At 68.1% G+C, this 24,298-nt stretch carries 27 protein-coding genes and 1 pseudogene; 20 read left to right on the top strand and 8 right to left on the bottom strand.

The window, feature by feature from the left end; all coding sequences use genetic code 11:
• The first annotated feature begins 215 nt into the window (after positions 1 to 215).
• The 8 genes from rplS to IU459_RS03085 all read left to right on the top strand — a co-directional run bounded on the left by rplS (position 216) and on the right by IU459_RS03085 (position 6,959).
• Positions 216 to 557 carry a 50S ribosomal protein L19 gene (gene rplS, locus IU459_RS03050; RefSeq protein ID WP_040780792.1) on the top strand — a complete coding sequence of 114 codons (342 nt, stop codon included), beginning with the start codon at positions 216 to 218 and terminating at the stop codon, positions 555 to 557.
• A gap of 77 nt (positions 558 to 634) precedes the next feature.
• Complete coding sequence (gene lepB / locus IU459_RS03055; RefSeq protein WP_440446456.1) at positions 635 to 1,417, top strand: signal peptidase I; 783 nt, start codon at positions 635 to 637, stop codon at positions 1,415 to 1,417.
• Positions 1,418 to 1,495: 78 nt separating this feature from the next.
• A complete protein-coding gene (locus tag IU459_RS03060; RefSeq protein ID WP_228837322.1) occupies positions 1,496 to 2,251 on the top strand; it encodes a ribonuclease HII in 756 nt (251 codons plus the stop codon).
• Between the two features lie 46 nt (positions 2,252 to 2,297).
• On the top strand, positions 2,298 to 2,603 hold the full coding sequence (locus tag IU459_RS03065) for a DUF2469 domain-containing protein (RefSeq protein ID WP_011210678.1): 306 nt from the start codon (positions 2,298 to 2,300) through the stop codon (positions 2,601 to 2,603).
• Positions 2,604 to 2,692: 89 nt separating this feature from the next.
• Complete coding sequence (locus tag IU459_RS03070; RefSeq protein WP_195127901.1) at positions 2,693 to 3,049, top strand: YraN family protein; 357 nt, start codon at positions 2,693 to 2,695, stop codon at positions 3,047 to 3,049.
• Positions 3,050 to 4,558 carry a YifB family Mg chelatase-like AAA ATPase gene (locus tag IU459_RS03075; RefSeq protein WP_195127902.1) on the top strand — a complete coding sequence of 503 codons (1,509 nt, stop codon included), beginning with the start codon at positions 3,050 to 3,052 and terminating at the stop codon, positions 4,556 to 4,558.
• Entirely contained in the window at positions 4,555 to 5,772 is a 1,218-nt protein-coding gene (dprA, locus tag IU459_RS03080) for a DNA-processing protein DprA (protein ID WP_195127903.1), read from the top strand. Before IU459_RS03075 ends, dprA begins: the two co-directional genes overlap by 4 nt.
• 263 nt (positions 5,773 to 6,035) lie before the next feature.
• Positions 6,036 to 6,959 carry a tyrosine recombinase XerC gene (locus IU459_RS03085; protein ID WP_195127904.1) on the top strand — a complete coding sequence of 308 codons (924 nt, stop codon included), beginning with the start codon at positions 6,036 to 6,038 and terminating at the stop codon, positions 6,957 to 6,959.
• A 194-nt stretch (positions 6,960 to 7,153) separates the two neighbouring features.
• Here IU459_RS03085 and IU459_RS03090 read toward each other — a convergent pair whose 3' ends face one another.
• A complete protein-coding gene (locus IU459_RS03090) occupies positions 7,154 to 7,651 on the bottom strand; it encodes a GNAT family N-acetyltransferase (RefSeq protein ID WP_228837284.1) in 498 nt (165 codons plus the stop codon).
• A gap of 234 nt (positions 7,652 to 7,885) precedes the next feature.
• Between IU459_RS03090 and IU459_RS03095 the strand changes: the two genes are divergently transcribed.
• Positions 7,886 to 8,575, top strand: a complete 690-nt coding sequence (locus IU459_RS03095; RefSeq protein ID WP_195127905.1) for an FHA domain-containing protein — start codon at positions 7,886 to 7,888, stop codon at positions 8,573 to 8,575.
• 41 nt (positions 8,576 to 8,616) lie between these two features.
• Here IU459_RS03095 and IU459_RS03100 read toward each other — a convergent pair whose 3' ends face one another.
• The 3 genes from IU459_RS03100 to IU459_RS03110 all read right to left on the bottom strand — a co-directional run bounded on the left by IU459_RS03100 (position 8,617) and on the right by IU459_RS03110 (position 11,443).
• Positions 8,617 to 9,279 (bottom strand): serine protease, encoded by a 663-nt coding sequence (locus IU459_RS03100; RefSeq protein WP_195128168.1) that lies wholly within the window; start codon positions 9,277 to 9,279, stop codon positions 8,617 to 8,619.
• A 218-nt stretch (positions 9,280 to 9,497) separates the two neighbouring features.
• The gene (locus IU459_RS03105; protein WP_195127906.1) at positions 9,498 to 9,746 is read right to left on the bottom strand and encodes a hypothetical protein; all 249 of its coding nucleotides are present in this window, start codon (positions 9,744 to 9,746) and stop codon (positions 9,498 to 9,500) included.
• A 233-nt stretch (positions 9,747 to 9,979) separates the two neighbouring features.
• Complete coding sequence (locus IU459_RS03110; RefSeq protein WP_324198716.1) at positions 9,980 to 11,443, bottom strand: MFS transporter; 1,464 nt, start codon at positions 11,441 to 11,443, stop codon at positions 9,980 to 9,982.
• 54 nt (positions 11,444 to 11,497) lie between these two features.
• On the opposite strand from IU459_RS03110, the gene IU459_RS03115 reads away from it, so the two are divergent.
• From IU459_RS03115 to IU459_RS03135, 5 genes are all read left to right on the top strand, one after another.
• A complete protein-coding gene (locus IU459_RS03115; RefSeq protein WP_195127908.1) occupies positions 11,498 to 12,211 on the top strand; it encodes a TetR/AcrR family transcriptional regulator in 714 nt (237 codons plus the stop codon).
• Between the two features lie 172 nt (positions 12,212 to 12,383).
• Positions 12,384 to 13,115 carry an acetoacetate decarboxylase family protein gene (locus IU459_RS03120; protein WP_195127909.1) on the top strand — a complete coding sequence of 244 codons (732 nt, stop codon included), beginning with the start codon at positions 12,384 to 12,386 and terminating at the stop codon, positions 13,113 to 13,115.
• A 275-nt stretch (positions 13,116 to 13,390) separates the two neighbouring features.
• Entirely contained in the window at positions 13,391 to 13,756 is a 366-nt protein-coding gene (locus IU459_RS03125; protein WP_195127910.1) for a YidH family protein, read from the top strand.
• A complete protein-coding gene (locus IU459_RS03130; RefSeq protein WP_195127911.1) occupies positions 13,753 to 14,061 on the top strand; it encodes a DUF202 domain-containing protein in 309 nt (102 codons plus the stop codon). The genes IU459_RS03125 and IU459_RS03130 overlap by 4 nt, the downstream gene beginning before the upstream one ends.
• A 43-nt stretch (positions 14,062 to 14,104) precedes the next feature.
• Entirely contained in the window at positions 14,105 to 16,006 is a 1,902-nt protein-coding gene (locus tag IU459_RS03135) for an alkyl/aryl-sulfatase (RefSeq protein ID WP_195127912.1), read from the top strand.
• 250 nt (positions 16,007 to 16,256) lie between these two features.
• Here IU459_RS03135 and IU459_RS03140 read toward each other — a convergent pair whose 3' ends face one another.
• The 3 genes and pseudogenes from IU459_RS03140 to IU459_RS03150 all read right to left on the bottom strand — a co-directional run bounded on the left by IU459_RS03140 (position 16,257) and on the right by IU459_RS03150 (position 17,901).
• On the bottom strand, positions 16,257 to 16,775 hold the full coding sequence (locus IU459_RS03140) for a DUF1990 family protein (protein ID WP_195127913.1): 519 nt from the start codon (positions 16,773 to 16,775) through the stop codon (positions 16,257 to 16,259).
• Positions 16,776 to 17,056: 281 nt separating this feature from the next.
• Positions 17,057 to 17,509: pseudogene (locus IU459_RS03145) on the bottom strand (M23 family metallopeptidase); the annotation flags it as partial.
• 74 nt (positions 17,510 to 17,583) lie between these two features.
• Positions 17,584 to 17,901 carry a hypothetical protein gene (locus IU459_RS03150; RefSeq protein WP_195127914.1) on the bottom strand — a complete coding sequence of 106 codons (318 nt, stop codon included), beginning with the start codon at positions 17,899 to 17,901 and terminating at the stop codon, positions 17,584 to 17,586.
• Positions 17,902 to 18,280: 379 nt separating this feature from the next.
• On the opposite strand from IU459_RS03150, the gene rpsB reads away from it, so the two are divergent.
• The 5 genes from rpsB (at position 18,281) to IU459_RS03175 (ending at position 22,715) form a co-directional block, all read left to right on the top strand.
• Positions 18,281 to 19,093 (top strand): 30S ribosomal protein S2, encoded by an 813-nt coding sequence (rpsB, locus tag IU459_RS03155; protein ID WP_067472443.1) that lies wholly within the window; start codon positions 18,281 to 18,283, stop codon positions 19,091 to 19,093.
• Between the two features lie 96 nt (positions 19,094 to 19,189).
• Positions 19,190 to 20,014, top strand: a complete 825-nt coding sequence (gene tsf, locus IU459_RS03160) for a translation elongation factor Ts (protein ID WP_195127915.1) — start codon at positions 19,190 to 19,192, stop codon at positions 20,012 to 20,014.
• Positions 20,015 to 20,204: 190 nt separating this feature from the next.
• Positions 20,205 to 20,933: a UMP kinase gene (gene pyrH / locus IU459_RS03165; protein ID WP_039799499.1), complete on the top strand. Its 729-nt coding sequence runs from the start codon at positions 20,205 to 20,207 to the stop codon at positions 20,931 to 20,933.
• A 50-nt stretch (positions 20,934 to 20,983) separates the two neighbouring features.
• Positions 20,984 to 21,541, top strand: coding sequence for a ribosome recycling factor (gene frr / locus IU459_RS03170; protein ID WP_195127916.1), 558 nt, complete (start codon positions 20,984 to 20,986; stop codon positions 21,539 to 21,541).
• Positions 21,542 to 21,830: 289 nt separating this feature from the next.
• Positions 21,831 to 22,715 carry a phosphatidate cytidylyltransferase gene (locus IU459_RS03175; protein WP_324198717.1) on the top strand — a complete coding sequence of 295 codons (885 nt, stop codon included), beginning with the start codon at positions 21,831 to 21,833 and terminating at the stop codon, positions 22,713 to 22,715.
• 4 nt (positions 22,716 to 22,719) lie between these two features.
• Here IU459_RS03175 and IU459_RS03180 read toward each other — a convergent pair whose 3' ends face one another.
• On the bottom strand, positions 22,720 to 23,067 hold the full coding sequence (locus IU459_RS03180; RefSeq protein ID WP_195127917.1) for a LapA family protein: 348 nt from the start codon (positions 23,065 to 23,067) through the stop codon (positions 22,720 to 22,722).
• A 110-nt stretch (positions 23,068 to 23,177) separates the two neighbouring features.
• Here IU459_RS03180 and rlmN point away from each other — a divergent pair, with 110 nt between their 5' ends.
• On the top strand, positions 23,178 to 24,287 hold the full coding sequence (rlmN, locus tag IU459_RS03185) for a 23S rRNA (adenine(2503)-C(2))-methyltransferase RlmN (RefSeq protein ID WP_195127918.1): 1,110 nt from the start codon (positions 23,178 to 23,180) through the stop codon (positions 24,285 to 24,287).
• Positions 24,288 to 24,298: the final 11 nt, after the last annotated feature.

A 24,298-nucleotide genomic window follows, 5' to 3' on the forward strand; every position in this document is an offset into this window, starting at 1 on the left:
GACGGACTACGTCCGGCCGCGCCCATTAGAGTGGAGGAATAACCCAACGCGCTCCGCTCGGGCCGATTTCTTCCCCGCCGCGCTGGTCTGGCACAATGCTCAGGTTGCCCTGGGCGGTTGTCGACCCGGCGCACCCCCTAATTCGGAGCATGAACCGGCCGAGCACACGCAGTGCCGCCAGGGTCCTCTGTTCGCGCGAAACCAGAAGGATGGAAATGAACACCCTTGACTTCGTCGACGAAAAGTCGCTGCGCAGCGACGTCCCCGAGTTCCGCCCGGGCGACACGCTGAACGTGCATGTGAAGGTCATCGAAGGCTCGAAGGAGCGCATCCAGGTCTTCAAGGGCGTCGTGATCCGCCGCCAGGGTGGTGGCATCCGCGAGACCTTCACGGTCCGCAAGGTGTCGTTCGGTGTCGGCGTGGAGCGCACCTTCCCGGTGCACAGCCCGAACATCGACCACATCGATGTCGTCACCCGCGGTGACGTGCGCCGCGCCAAGCTCTACTACCTGCGTGAGCTGCGCGGTAAGGCTGCCAAGATCAAGGAAAAGCGCTGAGTTAGCTTTTCGGCACAACGGATTTTGCTCAGCCCGGCATCGAACGTCCGTCTCGATGCCGGGCTAATCTGTTCGGCGTGGCAGACGAAAGTGGGTCGGTGTCGGTGTCCGAATCGGACGACGAGGGTACGCGGGGAGTTCGCGCGAGGCGCGGGCAGAAGAAGAAGCAGCGGCCGTTTTGGCAGGAATTGCCGATCCTCATCGTGATCGCCGCGGTGATCGCCGCGCTGATGGTCACCTTCGTCGGCAGGCCGTACGTAATTCCATCGGAGTCGATGGAGACCACGCTGCACGGGTGCCCCGGATGCACCGGTGACCGCATCTACGTGCAGAAGCTCAGCTACTACTGGGGTGATCCGCAGCCGGGTGACGTAGTCGTGTTCGTCGGCCCACCGTCGTGGAACACTCACTACAAGTCGATCCGTTCGGACAACCCGGCCATTCGGGGCGTGCAGAACTTCTTCTCCTTCTTCGGCCTGGTGCCGCCCGACGAGAACGACCTCGTGAAGCGGGTGATCGCGGTCGGCGGCCAGACCGTGGAGTGCTGCGACCCGCAGGGGCGGGTCATCGTCGACGGCAAACCGCTGGACGAGCCGTACGCCCGTTATATCGCCCCGTACGTGCCCGGTCAGCCCTACGGCGCAGGCGGCGGGCGTGAGTTCAAGCCCGTGAAGGTGCCCGAGGGGCATCTGTGGGTGATGGGCGACAACCGCAACCAGTCCGCCGACTCCCGCGCGCACATCAGGGATGACCTGGACGGCACCATCCCCGTGGAGAACGTCCGCGGCAAGGCCGTGTTCAAGATCTGGCCGCCCGGCCGGATCGGACCGGTGCGCTCGGAGAATCCCCAGACGAACTGATCGTCCGGCGCGCAGGATAATTGGATCGTGGGGCAGGGTCGAGTGCCAGTGGGTAACGGTTGGCCGCCGCGCGTGGTCATGCGCAGGGCCGGGGGATTGCGCACGCTGGAGGCGGCGTTGATCCGCAGCGGCCTCGGTCCGGTGGCCGGGGTGGACGAGGCAGGTCGCGGTCCGTGCGCGGGACCGCTCGTGGTGGCGGCGTGCCTGCTCGCCCCGAAGGCCTATGACAAGCTGGCGGGCCTCGACGATTCCAAGAAGCTCACCGAGGCCACCCGCGAGGAGCTGTACCCGGTGATCATCCGCTTGGCGCTGGCCTACCAGGTCGTCGTCATCCCGGCCTGGGAGATCGACTCGATCGGCATCCACGTGGCGAACATCGAGGGAATGCGCCGTGCCGTCGCCGCGCTCGGCCAGGAGCCCGGTTATGTGCTCACCGACGGGTTCCGGGTGCCCGGCATCCCGGTGCCCTCACTGCCGGTGATCGGCGGCGACGGGTCGGCGGCCTGCATCGCGGCGGCCAGCATCCTGGCGAAGGTCACCCGGGACCGCATGATGGTCGAGCTGGACGAGCGATTCCCCGGCTACGGGTTCGCGGCGCACAAGGGGTACAACACCCCCGAGCACACGGCCGCGTTGCAACGCCTCGGCCCGTGCAGCGAGCATCGCCGGTCGTGGCGGAATGTGCGCGAGGCCGCCGGGTTGCGGCCGGTCGCGGTCGACGCCGAAGAGGCGGACGCGGTCCTGGCGGGCGAACTGGACGAGACGCTGTCCGAGCAGTTTCAGAACGCGCGTACGGCTGGCCGAGTGGCTACCGACGCGGCGCATGCGCGATGATGTCATCACACGACGCGATGCGGCGAGAAGGAGGACGTCCCACCCGATGAGTGCCGAGGACCTCGAGAAGTACGAGACCGAGATGGAACTCTCGCTGTATCGCGAGTACAAGGACATCGTCGGTCAGTTTTCGTACGTGGTGGAGACCGAGCGCCGCTTCTACTTGGCCAATTCCGTAGAACTGCGGCCGCAGAACGCCGATGGCGAGGTGTACTTCGAAGTGCGGATGAGCGACGCGTGGGTGTGGGACATGTATCGCCCCGCCCGGTTCGTCAAGCATGTCCGAGTCATCACCTTCAAGGATGTCAACATCGAGGAACTGGAGAAGCCGGACCTGCGGCTGCCCGAGTGATTCTCCACAGCAACGCGGTTATCAACAGGTTTTCTGAATGCCCAGCTCGGCGACGCTGACCTGATCCGGGCCCGGCGCACTCTGGCCGGGTGACAGACAAACAGGCGCTCGGCGCGCACGGGGAGGAATTGGCCGCGGCGTTCCTGCGCGCCGCGGGGATGCAGATCATCGCCAGGAATTGGCGATGCCGATACGGCGAGCTGGATCTGATCGCCCAAGACGGAGAGGTGACCGCGTTCGTCGAGGTCAAGACCCGTTCGGGCCTCGGCTACGGCACCCCGGCCGAGTCGGTCACCTTTCTCAAGCAACAGCGCATCCGGCGCTTGGCGCTGCTGTGGCTGGCCGAGCAGGACGGCCCGTGGCGGCGCATACGATTCGACGTCGTGTCGGTGTTGGTGGCACGCGGACGCCCACCGGTGATCGATCACCTCGAGGCGGTGTTCTGAATGGCGCTCGGGCGGGCGCATTCGGTCGCGGTCACCGGCGTGGACGGTCTGCTCGTCGAGATCGAGGCCGATATCGGCCAGGGTCTGCCGTCCGTGCACCTGGTCGGGCTACCCGACACCGCGTTGCAGGAATCCCGCGACCGGGTGCGCTCCGCGGTGGCCAACTCAGGGGAGAAATGGCCGGACGGCCGGGTGGTCCTGGCGCTGTCTCCCGCGACGTTGCCCAAGCTCGGCAGCGTCTACGACCTCGCGCTGGCCGTCGCGGTGCTGGACGCGTCCGGCGCGGTTCCCTCCGAGCGGCTCGCGAAGACGGTGCTGCTCGGCGAACTCGCGCTGGACGGACGGGTGCGGCGGGTGCGCGGTGTGCTGCCCGCCGTGCTCGCGGCCCGCAACGCTGGCTGGTCGACCGTCGTGGTGCCCGCGGTGACCATGGCCGAGGCCGGGCTGGTGGAGGGCATCCAGGTCTTCGGAGCCGGCAGCCTGCGCGGCGTGGTGGCCTGGCTGCGCGGCGAGGGCACGCTCGCCGAACCGGATGGCGACCTGCCCGATGCGGTGCGCCAGGGCGGCGATCTCAGCGAGGTGGTGGGGCAGGAAGAAGCGCGCTGGGCGCTGGAGGTGGCCGCGGCGGGCGGGCACCACTTGCTGCTCACCGGACCGCCGGGCATCGGCAAAACGATGCTGGCGCAACGTCTTCCGGGGCTGCTGCCGCCGCTCACGGAGACCGAGGCGCTGGAGGTGACTGCGATCCATTCGATGGCGGGCACGCTCGCAGGCGACCATCCGCTGGTCACGGCGCCACCGTTCGTCGCCCCGCACCATTCGACCTCGGTGACCGCGATGATCGGTGGCGGTTCGGGGATCGCGCGGCCCGGCGCGGTCAGCCGGGCCCACCGCGGCGTGCTGTTCCTCGACGAGTGCGCCGAACTCGGCACGAAGGTGCTCGAGGCGATGCGAACACCCCTGGAGGAAGGAGAGGTACGCATCGCGCGGCGCGACGGCGTTGCACGGTATCCCGCCCGATTCCAGCTGGTGCTGGCGGCGAATCCGTGCCCGTGCGCCCCGGCACGCGACGTCGACTGCATCTGCGCGCCGCTGGCTCGCCGCCGCTATCTCGGGAAGCTGTCGGGGCCGCTGATGGACCGCATCGACATCTGGGTGCGGATGCACGGCCAGTCGGGCGCCGCGTTCAGTACCGATGCCGCCGAGAGCAGCGAGGTGGTGCGCGGTCGTGTGGCCGTCGCCCGGCGCGCGGCGGCCGAGCGCTGGCGCGAATACGGGTGGCTGACCAATGCGGAAGTCCCCGGTCACGTCCTGCGCCAGAGGTTCCGCTTGCCGCGGGAATCCCTCGCTCCCGTGGAGGCCGCCTTGCGTCTCGGGCGCATGTCCGCGCGTGGCGCGGACCGCGCCATCCGGGTCGCATGGACCATCTGCGACCTGCGCGGCGGCGAAGTGCCATCAGCGCAAGACGTGCTGGCGGCGCTGAATTTCCGCCAGCGGGGCGCGCAATGAGCGCGGCGCCGCCGCGGGACGGCGGTGCCGCGGAGACGAGTGGCACATCCGCGAACCTCTCCGGTCCGGCATCCGGCGATCCCGATGCGCGGCGTTTGGCCTGGGTGTACCTGTCGCGAGTGGTGCAGGGCCCGTGCGCGCCGCTGTCGGCGCTGATCGACGCGATCGGGGTGGAGGAGGCGGCGCGTGCCGTGCGGGAGTGCGCGCTGCCCGAGCCGTTGCGCGGACCGACGGCGCAGCGGCGCGGCATCGACATCGCGAGACGGGATCTCGAGGTCATCGAACGGATCGGCGGACGAGTCGTGACGCCGGACGACCCGGAGTGGCCCGCCTGGCGGATGCTCGGTCTCGCACAGCTCGAACCAGGCCGGGACCGCGACGGGGCCGTGCCGCTCATGCTGTGGGCACGCGGCCCGCGATCCCTGCTCGAGTCCAGCGAACGCGCCGTGGCGGTGGTCGGCTCGCGGTGCAGCACCGGGTACGGCAACCGCGTGACAAGTGAGATCGCCGGGGATCTCGCCGCGCAAGGATGGACCATCGTGTCCGGTGCGGCGTTCGGGATCGACAGCGTGGCGCACCGAGCGGCATTGGCGGTGGACGGCTCGACGATCGCGGTGCTGGCCTGCGGCATCGACCGGCCGTACCCGGTCCAGCACGAGCGCCTGCTGTCCGACATCGCCGCATCCGGCCTGGTGGTCAGCGAGTACCCGCCCGGAGTCACCGCGCACAAGCACCAATTCCTCGCTCGCAATCGCCTGATCGCCGCCCTTGCCGATGGCGTACTGGTAGTGGAGGCGGGGCTGCGCAGCGGCGCGCGCAACACCGTGAAGTGGGCCCGCCGTCTCGGCCGCCCTGCCCTGGCCGTACCAGGCCCGGTGACGTCGGTGGCTTCGGTGGGTTGTCACCGGATGATCCGGGACGGTGAAGCCCGCCTGGTCACCCGTGCCGAGGAAGTCGTCGACGAGGCGGGTCCGCTCCGGCTGTCCCTCCCGGGTGCGACGGGACCTGCCGACAATCCGGAGGACCGGCTCACCGGGGACGAGGCCCTCGTCTTCGCCGCGCTGCCGAGGATCGGTTCCCGGTTGCCACTCGAGCTGTCCCGGCAGTGCGGCCTGTCGCTTCCCGTGGTCCGTGCGACCCTCCCAGCCCTCGAGTTAGCGGGTCTGGTTGCCGCCGACGAAAGTGGTTGGCATCGAATGGCACATCGCACATGAGTGAGCGGCCCTTGCTGACACGGTTTGTGGCGGAGCCGTGCGGTGGGGCGGTAGGGGAACGGGCGTGTGTGGGGGCGATGTCGATGCAGTTCGTTGATGTGATTGCGACGAAGCCCGGCGTTGGGAGGTGGTGGCGATGGGGGAGTGGCGCGGCGAGCATCGGTGCACTCGATGACGTGATTCGGGCCGGAGTCGAGCGGCAGCGACGTGCGGATCCGGCGCGGCCACTTGCCAATCGGGGCTGTGATCGCGACGGTGGGGGAATGGAGCGACTGCCCGAGGACCTGGAAGCGCTGTTGGTGGAGTACGGCAGGCACCTGCGGCTCGGGCGCAATCGCTCGGAGCACACGGTACGGGCGTATCTGGGCGATGCGCGCTCGCTGCTGGACCATCTCTATCTGCGGTCGGCCGATTCGGCGATCCGCGAGCTGGACCTGCCGCTGTTGCGGTCGTGGTTGGCGCGGCAGGCGGCCGCGGGCGCCGCGCGGACGACGTTGGCGCGGCGGGCGTCGTCCGCGCGTACCTTCACGGCGTGGCTCACCAGGACCGGGCGGCTGCCCGTCGACCCGGGCCTGCGGTTGGGTTCACCGAAGGCGCATCGCGTGCTCCCGGCCGTGCTCGGACCGCAGCAGGCCATCGGCGCCATGGACGCGGCGCGATCCGGTGCTGCCCAGTGCGACCCGATGGCGTTGCGGGATCGGGCGATCGTGGAGTTGCTCTACGCCACCGGCATCCGGGTGAGCGAACTGTGCGGGCTGGATATCGAGGATGTCGATCGCGAACGGCGCGTGGTGCGCGTACTCGGCAAGGGCAACAAGGAGCGATCGGCCCCGTTCGGCGCGCCCGCCGACGAGGCCGTCGGCAACTGGCTGCGTTACGGACGCCCCGCTTTCGCCACCGCCGCGTCCGGTCGCGCGCTGCTGCTCGGCCGCCGCGGCAAGCGCCTGGATCAGCGACAGGCGAGAACCGTTGTGCACGAGGTTGTCGCGGCTATCCCCGGCGCACCCGATATGGGCCCGCACGGCCTGCGGCACACCGCCGCGACCCACCTCCTCGAGGGCGGCGCCGACCTGCGTGTGGTCCAGGAACTCCTCGGCCACGCCAGCATGGCCACCACGCAGCTCTATACCCACGTCTCGATCGACCGCCTGAGGAAGGCACACGACCAAGCCCACCCGCGCGCCTGAGGAGACTCGGGGAGCGGCGGTCTGAGCGTGGGTGGGTGGTGGGTGAGCTGTGGTCCATCCGGCGGGCCTGAGGAGACTCGGGGAGCGGCGGTCTGAGCGTGGGTGGGTGGTGGGTGAGCTGTGGTCCATCCGGCGGGCCTGAGGAGACTCCGGGAGCGGCGGTCAGAGTGTCGATCGGCGATGAGCGAGGGGTCTTATGGGCTGACGTAGTAATGCATCCACGCCTCCTGTCCCTCCGCTGTATGCCAGCCGCCAGGTGCGCTGTGTACACGTCGCCAGCCGCTGCGCTCGTACATCGCGATCGCCGCCGCACCACCGGACTCCACGGTGAGCGCAGCACGCTGCCCCCGGCTCGCCGCCGTTCGCGCGGCCGCCGCCAGCAATTGCGAACCGACTCCGGCTCGACGCGCGGATGGTACAACGTACAAGCGGATGACCCATGCCACAGCGAGCGCGCCGGCTGTTCGACGCAAAGCCAACGGTGCTTCTCCGCTGGTGCCGAGACCGACGTGGCCGACCACCCTCCGCGCCTGCTCGGCGACATGAGCCGCGATGAGCTTCGACGGAGACAGCCAACCCATCGGGTCGGCAGGCCAGGTGTCCGGGTATCGGTCGACGTCGTGGACTTGCCGAAGAGCTGCGGCGCAGTCGCGCATATCGGCGGCGGTTCGTGCTCGGATGATCACGCTCATCCGACCACGCTGGCCTGTCGCCAGCGCAAGTACTCGTTCGCGTTGGGGAGATTCTCCGACCGTGGGTCTGTTTTGGCGTCCGACACGCGGGGTGCAGTATTCGTTTTCCTGGTCCTGTCACAAGATCGCGCTGAAGTAGTTGAATTCGGATGTGGTCGGTGCCGGGAGGGCGCACCCTGGTAGGTGCGAATCAGTGCCCGCAATCCATGACGTGCTCCGAGTGGGAATCAGGCGATGTCTACGTCGAGCGGACCACAGGCCCTGCATCGCGGACTGTATTCACTGCAAGAGCAGCCCGCGCAGCCGCAGCCGGGCGCGGTGTCGACGCTGTCCCAGCCGACGGGGCCGGGAACATGGCGTGAGATTCCCCTGAATGGTGACAGGCCCACCGTGACAATCGGGCGCTCGAGCGCGGCCGATATCACCGTCACAGCCGACGCCACCGTTTCTCGGCTGCACGCCATCATCGAACGCGTCTGCGATTGCTGGGTCGTCATCGATGACGGGCTGTCGAAAAACGGGACTTTCGTCAACGGCGAGCGCGTCGGCGGTCGCCGCAAACTCAGCTCCGGCGACCGGATTCGTGTGGGCCGCTCACTGCTCATTTTCCGGGACGGCACCTCCTCTGCAGAGGAAATGACGATCGCTCTTTCCGCGCAGCCCACCCGGAATTCGCTGACCGACGCCCAATATCTGGTGCTCGAGGCGCTGTGCCGCCCGTACGATGCCCGGAACGCGTATTCGTACCCCGCGTCGAACAGTCAGATCGCCCACGATTTGTGCCTGACTGTCTCAACGGTCAAGACGCACATGCGGGCACTGTTCGACAAATTCCGCGTCCCGGCCTTGCCGCCGAATCAGAAGCGCTCATTCCTGGTCGAACGCGCTATCGAAAGCGGCGTGGTAGTCGAGCACGAGCGGTGATTACTCGGCCGGGATGTCGCAGAGCGCCGCGCAGTGTACGGCTAGATCGGGTCGAACCCCGAACCAGCACCACCGCGCGCGTTCGCGTCATTCATGATGGCGATGATATTCGCGCCGACCTCCGGACCGAGGCACGGCACGCTCAGGTACCCGTTGACCATGCCGACGAGGGTCGTGCCCACCACAACCGGTGCGCCCGAATCACCGGGAACGACACATATCTGAGTCCAGGTGAGAGCACCGCCGCCGAATACGTCGCCGTAGGTCAGCCCGCAGGTCCGTCCGGTGCCCCTGCCTTCCTTGCAGGCGATGTCCGGGAACTGCGCCGGTCCCCCGACCCCGGTGATCGTCGTGCTGCCCACCTGGTTCACGGGCACGACCTTGCCCGGATCGAACACGATCACGGCGTAGTCGAGTTCGCTGTTGATGTAGTCGAAGGTGCCCACGACACCGGCGTCACGGTTGGTTTCGGCCTCGACCGCGGATCCCGCCGCACCACAGTGTGCCGCGGTGAACCCGACCAGCCGACCTCCGGCGTCGCGCCCGATCGTGGTGAGTGTGCAGACGTTCTGGTCCGCGACGATGATGCCGGAGCCGCCGCCCAGCACGGCCGATCCCTGGGCGTGCGCGGTAACTGACGACGCCCCGAATAGCGCGGCGGCCGCGGCGAGTGCCGCGGCAGCGCCCACGAGTTTCCTGAACATTGTCATCCGGTAATTGAACCGCATTTATCCGCGCGTCACGGATAAATGCCGATACGCACCCCCCACCGGGCGCATCGGTGGGCCGAGAACACATTCGGCCCGCGACGTCGAGCCCGGCTGGGGCTGCTTTGTCACCAGACGAGACGCCGCGCGTCAGGCCGCGGCCTCAGCCGCGACGCGTGGCGCTCTCGCCCTCGGTGCCGTTCTGTCGAGTGCGGTCAAACGGCGCACACGAACACGGCCACCGCGTTGATGACCGGCGGAAGGAGCAGCAATGGCGCACAGAATATGCCCAGAGGCCAGATCAGACCCAAGGTAGCGGGCTCGACCTGGGCCGGAACCGCGGAATTATCCGCCACGGGCACAGGGGCTACGTCCGGGGCCGCGGAAGCAAATCCGGAACCGAGGGCGATGACCGGTGCGACCGCTACTGCCGCCGCCGTTGCGCGCATTTTGTTCGTGATCATGATGTCTCCTGCGACTGATTGATTCACTGGCCCTCGTCTACTGAAGGCGAGCAGAATGCGAACACACCACCAACTTTGCTCGGCGGGCGCGCACGAGACCATCAGCCCCCGGGTCGGAATCATTCATACCGGGTGAATTCAGGACGCCGAGATCGCGATCTGGCGCCGATGCCGTTTGGTCGGCGGCGCCGCGATGGGGGTGAGCAACGACCACGGCGGCCCGCCGACACCGATCACGCGTTCGTCACCGCGGCGGGTTCCGGCTGCTCGGCCGATTCCGCCCGGCGGGCGCGCAGTAGGGCCGCGCCGAGCGCAGCGGCGGCGATGCTGAATCCAGCACTGATCCATGCTCCGGTCGACATGGCAGCGGTGAAGGCCTCCTTGGCCGGCTCGAGGTAGCCGAGCTGGAACGCCGCGCCGATGGATTCGCGCGCCGCGTCGGGGGCGTCCTCGGGCATGTTCGAGGTGAATACCCCGGCCAGCACGCTGCCCAGGATCGCGATGCTGATCGCCATGCCGACCTGCTGCAGTGTGTCGTTCATCGCGGACCCGACACCCGCGTGTTCGAGCGGGATGGCGCTCATGATGGCCGCATAGGCGGCCGGTCCAGCCAAACCGCCGCCGATGCCCATCACGAGCATGCTGGCCAGGATTCCCGGGTAGCCACTCGCGACGGCCAGGATGCCGAACGCCGCACCCATGACGAGCAGACCGGAGACGATGAGCGTCTTGTTGCTCAGCGTCTTTCCGAGGGTGGCGCCGAGCCCGTTGCAGACGGCCGCGGCCACGGCGTAGGGCAGCAGCGCCAGACCGGCCTTCATGGGCCCGTAGCCGAGCGCGAATTGCAGGTACTGGGTGAGCATCAGCATGACCGCACCCATGCCGAAGACCATCAGCAGCAGCGTGAAGCAGGTACCGGTGAAATCCCGGCTGCGGAACACCGCCAACGGCAGCATCGGATGCGCCGACCGGCTCTCCCACACAACGAACGCGAGCGCCGTCACGGCGGCCAGCGCGATCATGCCGATGTTCCATTCCCGCTCGATGATCACGTAGACGGTCGCGCTGAGCGCCACGATGGACAACAGCACGCCGACGAGGTCGACCGGCCGCTGCTCGCCGGTGGTCTCCGGCATCAGTACCAAGGCCGCCACGATCGCCAAGACCGCCACCGGGATGTTGAGCAGGAACACCGAACCCCACCAGTAGTGCTCGAGGAGAAAGCCGCCCAGTGTCGGTCCGGCGACGATGCCGACCATCGAGACCGTCGACCACGCCGCCATCGCCGTGCGGCGTTCGTCCTCGGCGAAGGTGGTCATCAGGATCGACAGGGTCGACGGCATGAGCAGCGAGCCGCCGACGCCCATCGCGGCGCGGGCGGCGACGACCTGCCACGGTTCGGTGGCCAGTACGGCGGCCAGTGACGCCACTCCGAACAGGGCCAGCCCGGTGATCAGTGCGCGCCGCCTGCCGAATCGATCGGACAGGCTTCCGGCGGTGAGCAGAAGCCCGGCGAAGACCAGCACGTAGGCGTCCAGGATCCACTGGATGTCCGACGGTGTGGCGTTCAGCTCCCGAATCAGCGACGGGATCGCGAGATTGAGCACGGTGCTGTCGAGCATCAGCACCAGCAGGGACAGGCACAGGACGACCAGAACCCACCAGCGGCGGGGGTCTCGTACAACGTTCGATTCCACTCGCACAGCGTACGACAACATCGAACAGTGTGCGAGTGAATATAAGATCTAGGGGTGACCAAGCAGTTCACCTCGGTATGGACCCGGGAACCGCGCCAGCCCAAGACGTCGGGGCTGAGCCGCGACCAGATCATCACCGCGGCCGTCGAGATTCTCGACGCCGAGGGGCTGGAGTCGCTGAGCATGCGCAAGCTCGGCGCGAAGCTCGGCGCGGGCGCGACCAGCCTGTACTGGCATGTCGCGAACAAGGAGGAGTTGCTCGAACTGGTGCTCGACCAGTTCTGGGGCATGGTGCGGACCCCGGAGCCCGAGCAGGCGTCCTGGCGTGAGCTGCTGACCACCTTCGCCTACAGTTTGCGCGCGACGATCCGGGAGCATCCGTGGATGGCGTCGCTGGTCGGGCAGTTGCCCAGTATCGGTCCGAATTCGCTACAGGTGAGCGATCGCCTGCGGCGTGCGTTCGGCCGGGCGGGTTTCCGGGGTGTGGACATCTATCTGGCCGGAGGAACGGTGATGGGTTTCGTGCTGGGCCAGGTGATTCCGGAGATCGCGTGGCAGAAGGCCTCGGGCGGGGCCGAGATGGACACCGACGGCATGCTGCGCGTGATGGAGGACCTCAGCGCCGACTATCCCGAAATGCTCGCGGATATGCGGGCCACCGCGCCGACGGATCCGGAGGTCGCGCGCGCGATGGCCTTCGATTTCGGCCTGCTCTGCGTGCTCGACGGCCTGGAGGCCCGCCTGCGCAACACACCGGGAACCACGTAGTCGTAGCCCACGCATCGGCTGGGAGAGAATTGAAACAAGTTCGGCTCGGGCCTCAGCATTGGGAAAGCTATTGTGCAGAAGATCTGACACGTGTTCTATAGAAATTAGCAGGCGGTACCCGCCCGCATGACACGCGGCGCACGGCTGCGCCGACGCGCGGAAAGGCGTTGACGTGAGCACGCACTCGGTTCTCGGCCGCGAAGTACGGATGCCGGTTCGCATCCGGCTCGCGCACGCTTTCCTGGCGACCTATCCGGTGCCCGCCGCGGCGGCGCAGCAGCTCATCGACTACTCGGGCCTGCGAATCCTGCGGGTGCCCGGTGGACGGGCGATGTGCACGCTGGTGTTCGTCGACTACGTCGACGGCGATCTCGGCCCCTACAACGAGTTCGGCGTCTCGTTCATGGTGCGCCACCACACGGCGAGTACGGCATCGGGATTCGGTGATCTGAGAGACCTGGCGACCGGACGGGCGGGCGTGTTGATCCATCGGCTGCCCGTGGACGGCGATTTCACGCTGGCAGCGGGCCGGGGCATCTGGGGATTCCCCAAGGAACTCGCCCAGTTCGTCGTCGATCACAAGGGCCGGACGCGCAGCGGTGCGCTGCACCAGGACGGACAGTTGATCGCCGATCTCACGATCCGCCCAGGGCTCATGACACCGGGCAGGCGCGCGACCACGTCCTCCTTCGACGCCTACTCGCATATCGACGGCATCACTCGCTGCACGCGGTGGCAGATGCGACCCTCCGGTATGCGAGTCCGTTTCGGCGGTGCGCGATTGACACTGGGCGACCATCCGATCGCGGAAGAATTGCGGTCGATCGGTTTGCCGCGCCGCGCGCTGATGTCCTCGGCCGTCTCGCGCCTGGCCATGACGTTCGAGGACGCGGTCGCGATCTGACGTAGCCCGCACATAACCGGCGGGTCACGGGGGTACTGGGAGCGTGGACGGTCTCCGGGCCTCCGGTTACGCTGACGTAGCGGATCGTTTGCCAACGCTACGAGCGATGGAGTGATGCCCGTGATCGCCGCCGACCAGCGCAGTGCTGTGGATCGACGCTGCGAACCCGGCCGGTCGCGTGCGGCGGTGCCGCGAGCGCGGAACGGTCCGGGCGGGTCGCTGGAAGGCCGCGTGCGCGCCGATGCCCGGCATCCCGCTACCAGAGCCGAGGCGGCGTGACGCTGCCGAACCCCGATGCCGAATCGGAAGAGGGCGAAGAGGAACTCGACTACCGCTTCACGCTCGCGAACGAACGCACCTTCCTGGCCTGGATGCGGACCTCGCTGGGGTTGCTGGCCGGTGGTGTCGCGGTGCACACGCTGGTGCAGTCGTTCCGAGTGGCCGGGCTCCGGCGCGCGATCGCGTTGAGCTGCCTGGTTCTGGGGGCGGTGGTCGCGGTCGGCGCGTACGCGCACTGGCGGCGCGTCGGCGTGGCCATGCGGCAGGGCAGGCCGTTGCCGGACACGGTGCTGGTGCCGATCCTGTCGGCGGGCATCGCGATCGTGTCCGTGCTGGCGGGCTTGGCGGTGCTGCTGCGATGAACGCGCCGCATCTGGCCGCCGAACGTACCGCACTGGCGTGGCGGCGTACCGCGGTGGCGTCGATGGTGGTCGCAACGCTGTTCCTGCACTACGCCATCGACAGCGGATGGCGTGCGGCCGCGATCGTGCCCATCGCCGCCGCGATCGCGATGGTGACGCTGGCAGGGGCCTGCTATTTGCGCAATCGCAGTCTGCGCCAAGGCCGGTACGCACACGGCGACCGCATTGTCGCCGGATCGGCGGTGGCGGTCGCTGTCGTCGCGGTCGCGGCCGCCGCAGCCGGGTTTCTCGATCCACGGCCGTGAAGGGGAAAGCAGCATGGTTGGTCGACACGTGAGGAGGACGACAATGAGCACAGCGAGTGAGCCGAGCGGCTTCATCATCGCGGAGCACCAGCGTGCCGCCGCCGCGCTGCCATCGGACGACACCGCCGATCTGGCCGACGCCGAACGCGGATTCATCGCCGCCCTCGAACCCGGCGTGGTCACCTCCGAAGACGGAACCGTCGTATGGGACAACGACTCCTACGCCTTCCTGCGGGAATCCTGCCCGGCGTCGGTTCATCCCAGCCTCTGGCGGCAGTCCGGGCTTGCGCTGAAACAGGGCTTGTTCGAGGTCACGGAGGGCATCTACCAGATCCGCGGCCTGGACATCTCCAATATGACGCTGGTCGAAGGCGACACGGGTGTCCTGGTGATCGATCCGCTGATCTCCGTGGAGACCGCGGCGGCGGGTCTCGCGCTCTACCGCGCACACCGCGGCGATCGTCCGGTGACGGGACTGATCTACACCCATTCGCACGCCGACCATTTCGGCGGCGGGTGGGGCGTCACGACCGCCGACGAGGTCGCGGCCGGCCGCTGCCCGGTGCTGGCGCCCGCGGGCTTCCTGGAACACGCGGTGGCCGAGAACATCTACGCGGGCACGGCGATGGCCCGCCGTGCGGGATACATGTACGGCGCTGTGCTGCCGCGCGGCCCGCTCGGCGCGGTGGGGTCGGGGCTGGGCCAGACCACCTCGGTCGGCAGCGTCACGCTGATCACCCCGACAGTCGAGGTCACCACGACCGGACAGGAGGAGACGGTCGACGGGATACGGATGGTCTTCCAGCTCACGCCGGGTACCGAGGCGCCCGCGGAGATGAACTTCTACTTCCCCGACCGTCGCGCACTGTGCATGGCGGAGAATGCGACCCACACCATGCACAACGTGCTCACGCTGCGCGGGGCGTTGGTGCGCGACGCGCACGTCTGGGCGAAGTACCTGACCGAGGCGATCAATCTCTTCGCCCGCGAATCCGATGTGGTCTTCGCGTCGCATCACTGGCCCACGTGGGGCACGTCGCGGCTTGTCGAGTTTCTCGCCCTGCAACGCGATATGTACGGATACCTGCACGACCAGACCGTGCGGCTGCTGAACCAGGGGTACGTCGGCGCCGAGATCGCCGAAATGCTCACGCTGCCACCGGCCGTCGAACAAGCATGGCACGCGCGCGGGTACTACGGCTCGGTCAGTCACAACGTCAAGGCCGTCTACCAGCGCTACATGGGCTGGTTCGACGGCAACCCCGCCCATCTCTGGGAGCATCCGCCGGTCGAATCCGCGCGGCGGCACGTCGAATTCATGGGTGGTGCGGAGGAAGTGCTGCGTAAGGCGCAAGTCTGCTACGACGCCGGGGACTACCGGTGGGTGGCGCAGGTGCTCAACTACGTCATCTTCGCCCAGCCGGACAACGACGCCGCAAAGGAATTGCAGGCCAGCACCTTCGAACAACTGGGCTACGGCGCCGAGAACGCGACCTGGCGCAATTTCTATCTCAGCGGAGCCTACGAGCTGCGCTACGGCTCGTTCGGCACGCCGACCAAGGCCGAATCGCCCACCGTGGCCGCCGCGCTGACCGTCGACCAGATCTTCGACGCCTTGGCGTTGCGCGTCGACGGGCCCAAGGCGTGGAACCATCGGCTGGTGACGGATTGGATTCTCACCGACGAGGACCGCACCCATCGGCTCGAGCTGCGCAACGGTCGCCTGACCCACTTCGATGCTTCCCCGGGCATGGCCCTTCCGGAACCCGACGCCGCGTTCACCCTGACCAAGGCCACCCTGATCCGAGTGTTGCTGGCGGGCGAGGATTTCGGCGTCGCCGCGGCCGCGGGTGACATCGTCATCGAGGGGGATGTCACCAAACTCGCCGAACTGGTCAACATCTTCGACGCGCCGGACCCGGATTTCGCCATCGTGACGCCCTGAGTGCCGGGACGATGTGGGCGCGCACGCTGCTGTTTCGGCGCTGCGCTCGGCGCGGGGCGCCGTCGACAATGCCGAGGCCGTCGACGTGGCCGAGCATCGGGCGGGTGGGCTGGAGCACAGTGCGACCGGGCTCGGTGTCGCCGAAGTCGCGCGCCGGAAGCTGACGCCCGCCAGGATGCTGGTCCGGCGACTTCGCCCCATGGCGCTCGAAGCCTCGCTGGGCCGCACTCGAGCCAGTTGCGGACCGCGCTCAGACGGTTGTCGGCAACGCCGCGATATATCTGCCCGCGACGAAGCGCTGGATGAGCCGCACCACCGGTCCGCCGAGTCGGGTGTACCAGGCGGCCGGGCGGGAGAACGCGATGACCAGCCCGTACACGGTTTCATCGCCCGAGTCGTATTCGACCGCGAAAAGTTCCTCGCCCGCCTCCGGATGCCCCGGCAATGTTCCATACGCGAACCCTCGCCGGTCGGGTTCATCGAGCACGTACACCACGCGGCACGGCGCGGTGATCGCCACCGGACCGGCTCCGAGCCGCACGGTGATGGCGCTGCCCGGCTCGGCCGTCGGAGTGTCGGCGTATTGGAATATCCCGGTGCCCTTCTGCATTCGATAGGCCAGGATCTCCGCGCCGACGTGCTCGAACAATGCGCGACCCCGGCCGATCGGACGCCGCAGCCGGAACCGGTGATACCCCTCCGGCAGCGCGCCCTTGGTCGCGCCCACCTCGCGATACGTGAACGGTGGCAGACCGAGCCCATCCTCCATACGTCGATCTTCACCTCCCACGGTGTGGCCCCGCCACTGCCGACCGCGCACCGGCGATTCGCGGCTTGCCCCGGGCGGCGACGCGGCCTCCCCGCGACGGTGTTCGGCGCGGCGGTCGGCGCGCGTCTGCTCTCACCGGCGGGCTCGGCCTGGTGCCGCGTGAGCGCGACGCCTCGGTATACAGCCATCGCACTGGTCGCGGTCTGCTGGCCGGCTTGCGCGCGGGTTCGCCCCGAAAGCCGTCGGCCGTTCCTGGACGGCACCATGACCGGCCCTCGCGAGCCCACCGGTTTGAGCCGCATCGGAGTCAGATGGAGCAGTCCGAGCGGGTCCAGGTACTCGCGCCCGCGACGCCCACTGCCCTCGGTACGCGCTCCCCAGTGCAGGCACGGCGTCGCGCAGCCCGGGTGGCCGGACTCCAGCGTGCCGATTCTGGTGCCGCGCCCGACTCGCCTGCCCGCCGGGACATCGGCGCGGACCGGCTCGTAGGTCGTGCGAAGCCCGCCGGGATGGTCGATCGACACGACCGGCTTGTCGGCCACCGCTCCGGCGAACATCACTATCCCTTCTCCCGCGGCGAGCACGGCCTGCCCCTCGGTTCCGGCCAGGTCGACCCCGCGATGTCCGGGCAGCCAGTTGTGCGCGGGCTTGTCGAAGCGCCGCACCACCGCGGGCCGCGGTTGCAGTGGCCAGCCGAACCGGTTCTCGGGTGCCGCGGTGGCCATCGGCTCCATCGAGACGACCGCGGCGACGCCGAGCCCCAGCACCCACGCGAGATGCCGACGTACCCTCGTGCCGCTCGACGGAGTCATCGGAGCCGGGTCGAGACCGCCGAGGCAACCGTCCCGGCTGTGCATGCGGATTCGGCCTGCTCACACGACGAAGCCCCTGACGATGCGGAACTGGATCCAGGACGGTCGTCCTCGGTCCCCGCGCCGGACTGCCGCAACCGGAACGGCGCGCGGCGCAGCAATCCGGGAAGGGACGGGAGGCAGACGGAACCCGCGCACGCCCCGAGCGTGGGTTCCGCGACGTGGGGATGGGCCGCGGCCGGCGGCGCGCATACGACGCCGAGGCCGAACAGCAGCGGGATGAGCAGCGGCGTCGTCGTGGAGATCGGTTTCATGCCTCCACTCTCCTGCGGCGCAGACGCCTCGGAGCGGGTGAACCGCAGAATGTGGATAATCTCCTCGGCTGTGAAAAATCAGTGTTCCACCTGGTCCAAGGCTTTGGATCCGGCCGATTTAGGTCTGGCCGCCCCCAGGCCGTAAACTGATCGAGCGGTCTGTGCGTGCACGGACCGACTTCGCGCGCCACCCGTGCTTGTTCGTAACGGCGCTGTTCGATCGAGCTCAACAGCTTTTTGGGTTCGCGGCAGCGTGTTCGGAACAGGGAATCGCCGGCTGGTCCCACCCTCGCGGTCGGGTCCGACGATTCGGCGGCGCCAGGGCAGCGGATCGCCGATTCGCTGCGTCAACCGGCAACGAAAGAGAGATACGAGAGCCATGGCTGTCGTAACCATGAAGCAGCTGCTCGACAGCGGCGCGCACTTCGGGCACCAGACGCGGCGCTGGAACCCGAAGATGAAGCGGTTCATCTTCACCGACCGCAACGGCATCTACATCATCGACCTGCAGCAGACGCTGACCTACATCGACAAGGCCTACGAGTTCGTCAAGGAGACCGTCGCCCACGGTGGCACCGTCCTCTTCGTCGGCACCAAGAAGCAGGCCCAGGAGTCGATCGCGGCCGAGGCGACGCGCGTCGGGATGCCCTATGTCAACCAGCGCTGGCTGGGTGGCATGCTCACCAACTTCTCCACCGTGCACAAGCGTCTGCAGCGCCTCAAGGAGCTCGAGGCCATGGAGCAGACCGGTGGCTTCGAGGGTCGCACCAAGAAGGAAATCCTCATGCTGACGCGTGAGATGAACAAGCTGGAGCGCACCCTCGGCGGTATCCGCGACATGCAGAAGGTGCCCTCGGCCATCTGGGTCGTCGACACCAACAAGGAGCACATCGCCGTCGGCGAGGCGCGCAAGCTGAATATCCCGGTCATCGCGATCCTGGACACCAACTGCGACCCCGACCTGGTCGACTACCCGATCCCGGGCAACGACGACGCGATCCGCTCCGCCGCCCTGCTCACCAAGGTTGTCGCCTCTGCGGTGGCCGAGGGCGTGCAGGCGCGCGCCGGTCTGTCCACGGGCGACGAGAAGCCCGAGGCGGGCGCTGGCGAGCCGCTGGCCGAGTGGGAGCAGGAACTGCTCGCGCAGGCCGCACCCGGTGCCGAGGCCGCCGAGTCCTCGGCCGAGGCCTGAGACTCGTAACCAGCCGTTTCGGCGGCGATCACGAGCGAGTGCCATCGTGATCGCCGCTACCAGAAACTCACACTTCCCAAAGGAGGCTCGCCGAGAATGGCGAACTACACCGCTGCCGATGTGAAGCGGCTCCGGGAGCTGACCGGCTCCGGCATGATGGACTGCAAGAACGCGCTGGCCGAGACCGACGGTGACTTCGACAAGGCCGTCGAGCTGCTGCGCATCAAGGGCGCCAAGGACGTCGGCAAGCGTGCCGAACGGACCACCGCCGAAGGCCTTGTCGCCGCCAAGGAAGGCGTCATGGTCGAGATCAACTCCGAGACCGACTTCGTCGCGAAGAACGCGGAGTTCCAGCAGCTGGCCGAGCAGGTCGTCGCCGCGGCGGCGGCCGCCAAGCCCGCCGACCTGGAGACGCTCAAGGCGCTGGACCTGGGCGGCAAGACCGTCGACGAGGCCGTGCAGGCGCTCGCCGCGAAGATCGGCGAGAAGCTCGAGCTGCGCCGGGTGATCTCGTTGAACGGCCCGGTCGCCACCTACCTGCACAAGCGTGCCTCGGACCTGCCGCCCGCCGTCGGCGTGCTGGTCGAGTACACCGGTGAGGGCGAGGCCGCGGCCGAGGCCGCCCGCGCCGCCGCCATGCAGGTCGCCGCGCTCAAGGCCAAGTACGTCACCCGCGACGAGGTTCCGGCCGATCTCGTGGAGAACGAGCGCCGCATCGCCGAGCAGACAGCTCGCGAGGAGGGCAAGCCCGAGGCCGCGCTGCCGAAGATCACCGAGGGCCGCGTGAACGGATTCTTCAAGGACGTCGTGCTGCTGGAGCAGCCGTCGGTCACCGACTCCAAGAAGACCGTCAAGGCGCTGCTGGACGAGGCCGGTGTCACCGTCACCCGCTTCGCCCGCTTCGAGGTCGGCGCGAACTGATCGCCGCACCCCAGCGTGCAGGCCCCCCGTCGACCGAGTGAACGCCGGTTGACGGGGGGCCTTCTGCTGCCGCTCGAACCGAATAAGGCAGGATAGGTGCCGCTCCGCTTTGTTCTATGTCACAGGCGCCTGCCGTGCGCACCACTCGCCGGAAGAACGACAATCCACCGCCGAAGGAGACTGGAGACCCATGACGGACCCGGGGACCGACCGCCCAGGATATCGCCGGGTGCTGCTCAAACTGGGCGGTGAGATGTTCGGTGGAGGCAAGGTCGGTCTCGACCCGGACGTGGTGCAGACCGTCGCCGAGCAGATCGCCGAGGTGGTCGCGACGGGGGTCCAGGTGGCCGTGGTGATCGGCGGCGGGAACTTCTTCCGCGGCGCCGAGCTCGAGGAGCGCGGCATGGAGCGCGCCCGCTCCGACTATATGGGCATGCTCGGCACGGTCATGAACAGCCTTGCGCTGCAAGACTTTCTGCAGCAGCAGGGCGTGGACACCCGGGTGCAGACCGCGATCACCATGGGGCAGGTCGCCGAGCCCTATCTCCCGCTGCGCGCCAAGCGGCACCTGGAGAAGGGGCGCGTGGTCATCTTCGGCGCCGGCATGGGCATGCCGTACTTCTCCACCGACACCACCGCCGCGCAGCGTGCCTTGGAGATCGGCGCGGACGTGGTGCTGATGGCCAAGGCGGTCGACGGCGTGTTCACCGCGGACCCGCGCGTCGACGAGACCGCGACCATGTATACCGAGATCACGCACAAGGAGGTCATCGAGCGCGACCTCAAGGTCGCCGACGCGACCGCCTTCAGCCTGTGCATGGACAACCAGATGCCGATTCTGGTGTTCAATTTGTTGACCAAGGGCAATATCGCCCGCGCGGTCGCCGGTGAGAAGATCGGCACATTGGTTCGGTCCTGATACCCGCGGACCGCGGATCATGACATGACGACGCTGTGGAGGAAACGGTCGTGATTGAAGAAGCGCTCTTCGACGCCGAGGAGAAGATGGAGAAGGCCGTCTCGGTAGCGAAGGACGATCTCGGAACCATTCGCACCGGTCGGGCGAATCCGGGCATGTTCTCCCGGGTCGTCGTCGACTACTACGGTGCGCCGACCCCGATCACCCAGATGTCCAGCATCACGGTGCCGGAGCCGCGCATGGTCGTGATCAAGCCCTACGAGGCGAACCAGCTCGGGCCGATCGAAACGGCGATCCGCAACTCGGACCTCGGTGTCAACCCGACCAACAACGGTGACATCATCCGGATCTCGGTGCCGCAGCTGACCGAGGAGCGCCGCCGCGAACTAGCCAAACAGGCCAGGGGCAAGGGCGAGGACGCCAAGGTCGCCATCCGCAATGTGCGCCGCAAGGCCATGGACGAGCTGGCGCGCATTCAGAAAGACGGCGAGGCGGGCGAGGACGAGGTCGGCCGCGCCGAGAAGGAACTCGACAAGACCACCGCCAAATATGTCGGACATGTCGATGAACTGGTGAAGCACAAGGAAGCCGAACTGCTCGAGGTCTGACGCCGACCGGCGGCAGGAGCCACCGGCGCGTAGGCCGGTCGGGGATGCCGCCCGGAGAACCAGCGGCATGAGCGGCAGGCCCGGAGGCGGTAGCTTGCGTAACCGCGAAGGGCGCCGGAACGCTGCCGGTGCGACACAGCGGAGGGCCCGCCAGGGCGGGGGATGAACGGAACGACGAGTGAGCGACGGGACAATCGTGGCCGAGAACGCCGCCGCGACCGGTGCGGCCGAAGAGCCGCCGGTGAACGGTAGAGCCGATGCGAGGCAAGTACACGCGAACGATGCCGGCGTGTCCGAACCTCTAGCCACGTCCGAGGGCGATGCGGTCGCCGCCCATCCCGACCCGGCATCGAGCGGTTCGCGGGCGGGCCGTAATCTGCCGGCCGCGCTGAGCGTAGGCCTCGGGCTCGGCTTGTCGCTGATCGCGATCCTGCTGTTCGTGCCGAAGGTGTTCATCGGTGTCGCGGCGGCCGGAGTGGGCGTGGCCACCTGGGAGGTCGCCAAGCGTCTGCGGGAAGCGGACGTGCTCGTTCCCCGGGTTCCGCTGATCCTGGGCGGCCAGGCGGTGTTCTGGCTCGGCTGGCCATACGGCGCGAGCGGTGTCACGGGCGCGTTCGCCGCCACCACGCTGGTCTGCATGGTGTGGCGGTTGTTCGACCACGGTCTGCGCACGGCGCCGCGAAACTTCTTGCGCGACACCGCCATCACGGTCTTCACGCTGGCGTGGATCCCGCTGCTCGCCTCGTTCGCGACCCTGCTGCTGCTCGAGCCGGACGGCAACCTGCGGGTGCTGACCTTCATGATCCTGGTGGTCTGCTCCGATGTCGGTGGCTACGTGGCGGGCGTGCTGTTCGGCAAGCACCCGATGGTGCCCTCGATCAGCCCGAAGAAGTCGTGGGAAGGGTTCGGCGGCTCGCTGGTGTTCAGCGTGATCGGCGGTCTGCTGACGGTGACGCTGCTGCTGGAGGCCAACTCGATGATCGGCGTCGTCCTCGGCGTCGGCTTGGTGCTGGTGGCCACCTGCGGTGATCTCATCGAATCGCAGATCAAGCGCGAATTGGGCATCAAGGACATGGGCACCCTGCTGCCGGGCCACGGCGGCATCATGGACCGCCTCGACTCCATGCTGCCTTCGGCGTTCGTTTCGTGGCTGGTGCTGTCCACCCTGCTCTGAGCGTTCAGTGTTGCTTGGCTCGGCGCCGCAACTGCAGAATGCGCACACCTCCGACCGACGCCATGACCAGCGCGCCGCCGATCACCGACAGCAGCACCGTGACGCCGAGCGGCAGGGTGAAGTCCCAGAAGAACAGGTGCACCTGCACCTCATCGAGGTTCTGCAGGATGAAGATCAGCAAGACGACCAGGATGAGGACGCCGACGACCAGCCCCGTCCAGGCGTAGCCGGTGCGCGAGGACAGTGGCTTCCCGGCCGTGGCCGGGGGCTCGGAGGCGCGGCCCGGCTGTGTGGTGCGCGGGTGCGCCAAGTCCGGGTCCGGCTCCGGTACGTGATCAGGGTGGTTGGACATGACTCGATCATTGCGGACCGCTATCACCGCCGCGGGGATTTCCCGGCAACGAACCGGATATGTCGGGCCGACGTGGGCGCGGTGCGCGTGGATGGGAGAATGGAGCAACTATGACGGTCTCCCTGCCCCTCGTTTTCGATGCACCGCGCCGCGGGATGCCGCCGCGCCATCTCGCCGACCTCGACGCCGAGGGCAGGCGTGCGGCCGTCGAGGAGCTGGGTCTGCCGAAGTTCCGCGCCGACCAGATCGCCCGGCAGTACTACGCGCGATTGCAGGCCGATCCGGCGGGAATGACCGACCTGCCCGCCGCCGTGCGGGAGAAGATCGGCGAGGCGCTGTTTCCGCCGCTGCTCACCGAGGTACGGCATGTGGTCTGCGATGAGGGCACCACCCGAAAGTCCCTCTGGCGCGCGGGCGATGGCACGCTGCTGGAAAGCGTGCTCATGCGCTACCCGGACCGCAACACCCTGTGCGTCTCCAGCCAGGCGGGCTGCGGCATGGCCTGCCCGTTCTGCGCCACGGGCCAAGGCGGCCTGAACCGCAACCTGTCCACCGCCGAGATCGTCGACCAGGTGCGCGCCGCGGCCGCCGCCCTGCGGGACGGCGAGGTGGCGGGCGGTCCCGGCCGTCTGTCGAACATCGTGTTCATGGGCATGGGCGAGCCGCTGGCCAACTACAAGCGCGTGGTAGCCGCCGTCCGCCGGATCACCTCGCCGGCTCCGGACGGTTTGGGCATCTCCCAGCGCAATGTGGTCGTCTCCACCGTCGGCCTGGCCCCCGCCATCCGCAAACTCGCCGATGAGGGCCTGTCGGTGACTCTCGCCGTCTCCCTGCACACTCCCGACGACGAGCTGCGTGACACGCTGGTACCGGTCAACAACCGCTGGCCGGTATCCGAAGTCCTCGATGCGGCGCGGTATTACGCCGACAAGACCGGGCGTCGGGTCTCGGTGGAATACGCCCTGATCCGTGACATCAACGATCACCCCTGGCGTGCCGACATGCTCGGCGAGAAGCTGCACAAGGCCCTCGGTTCCCGCGTGCACGTCAACCTCATCCCGCTCAACCCGACTCCCGGCAGCAAGTGGGACGCCAGCCCCAAACCCGTTGAGCGCGAATTCGTCCGCCGGGTGGAAGCCAAGGGCGTCCCGTGCACCGTCCGCGACACCCGTGGTCAGGAGATCGCCGCCGCCTGCGGGCAGCTCGCCGCCGAAGCCTGACGCGGCACCGG

It is taken from the genome of Nocardia amamiensis (assembly GCF_015477605.1).
Classification (GTDB): domain Bacteria; phylum Actinomycetota; class Actinomycetes; order Mycobacteriales; family Mycobacteriaceae; genus Nocardia; species Nocardia amamiensis_A.

Bases quoted from the DNA above. Each gene is read 5' to 3' on its own strand.
- rplS (WP_040780792.1), top strand. From the start codon at position 216: ATGAACACCCTTGACTTCGTCGACGAAAAGTCGCTGCGCAGCGACGTC.
- IU459_RS03060 (WP_228837322.1), top strand. From the start codon at position 1,496: ATGCGCAGGGCCGGGGGATTGCGCACGCTGGAGGCGGCGTTGATCCGC.
- IU459_RS03065 (WP_011210678.1), top strand. From the start codon at position 2,298: ATGAGTGCCGAGGACCTCGAGAAGTACGAGACCGAGATGGAACTCTCG.
- IU459_RS03075 (WP_195127902.1), top strand. From the start codon at position 3,050: ATGGCGCTCGGGCGGGCGCATTCGGTCGCGGTCACCGGCGTGGACGGT.
- dprA (WP_195127903.1), top strand. From the start codon at position 4,555: ATGAGCGCGGCGCCGCCGCGGGACGGCGGTGCCGCGGAGACGAGTGGC.
- IU459_RS03085 (WP_195127904.1), top strand. From the start codon at position 6,036: ATGGAGCGACTGCCCGAGGACCTGGAAGCGCTGTTGGTGGAGTACGGC.
- IU459_RS03090 (WP_228837284.1), bottom strand. From the start codon at position 7,651: ATGAGCGTGATCATCCGAGCACGAACCGCCGCCGATATGCGCGACTGC.
- IU459_RS03095 (WP_195127905.1), top strand. From the start codon at position 7,886: ATGTCTACGTCGAGCGGACCACAGGCCCTGCATCGCGGACTGTATTCA.
- IU459_RS03100 (WP_195128168.1), bottom strand. From the start codon at position 9,279: ATGTTCAGGAAACTCGTGGGCGCTGCCGCGGCACTCGCCGCGGCCGCC.
- IU459_RS03105 (WP_195127906.1), bottom strand. From the start codon at position 9,746: ATGATCACGAACAAAATGCGCGCAACGGCGGCGGCAGTAGCGGTCGCA.
- IU459_RS03130 (WP_195127911.1), top strand. From the start codon at position 13,753: ATGAACGCGCCGCATCTGGCCGCCGAACGTACCGCACTGGCGTGGCGG.
- IU459_RS03135 (WP_195127912.1), top strand. From the start codon at position 14,105: ATGAGCACAGCGAGTGAGCCGAGCGGCTTCATCATCGCGGAGCACCAG.
- IU459_RS03140 (WP_195127913.1), bottom strand. From the start codon at position 16,775: ATGGAGGATGGGCTCGGTCTGCCACCGTTCACGTATCGCGAGGTGGGC.
- IU459_RS03150 (WP_195127914.1), bottom strand. From the start codon at position 17,901: ATGAAACCGATCTCCACGACGACGCCGCTGCTCATCCCGCTGCTGTTC.
- rpsB (WP_067472443.1), top strand. From the start codon at position 18,281: ATGGCTGTCGTAACCATGAAGCAGCTGCTCGACAGCGGCGCGCACTTC.
- tsf (WP_195127915.1), top strand. From the start codon at position 19,190: ATGGCGAACTACACCGCTGCCGATGTGAAGCGGCTCCGGGAGCTGACC.
- pyrH (WP_039799499.1), top strand. From the start codon at position 20,205: ATGACGGACCCGGGGACCGACCGCCCAGGATATCGCCGGGTGCTGCTC.
- IU459_RS03180 (WP_195127917.1), bottom strand. From the start codon at position 23,067: ATGTCCAACCACCCTGATCACGTACCGGAGCCGGACCCGGACTTGGCG.
- rlmN (WP_195127918.1), top strand. From the start codon at position 23,178: ATGACGGTCTCCCTGCCCCTCGTTTTCGATGCACCGCGCCGCGGGATG.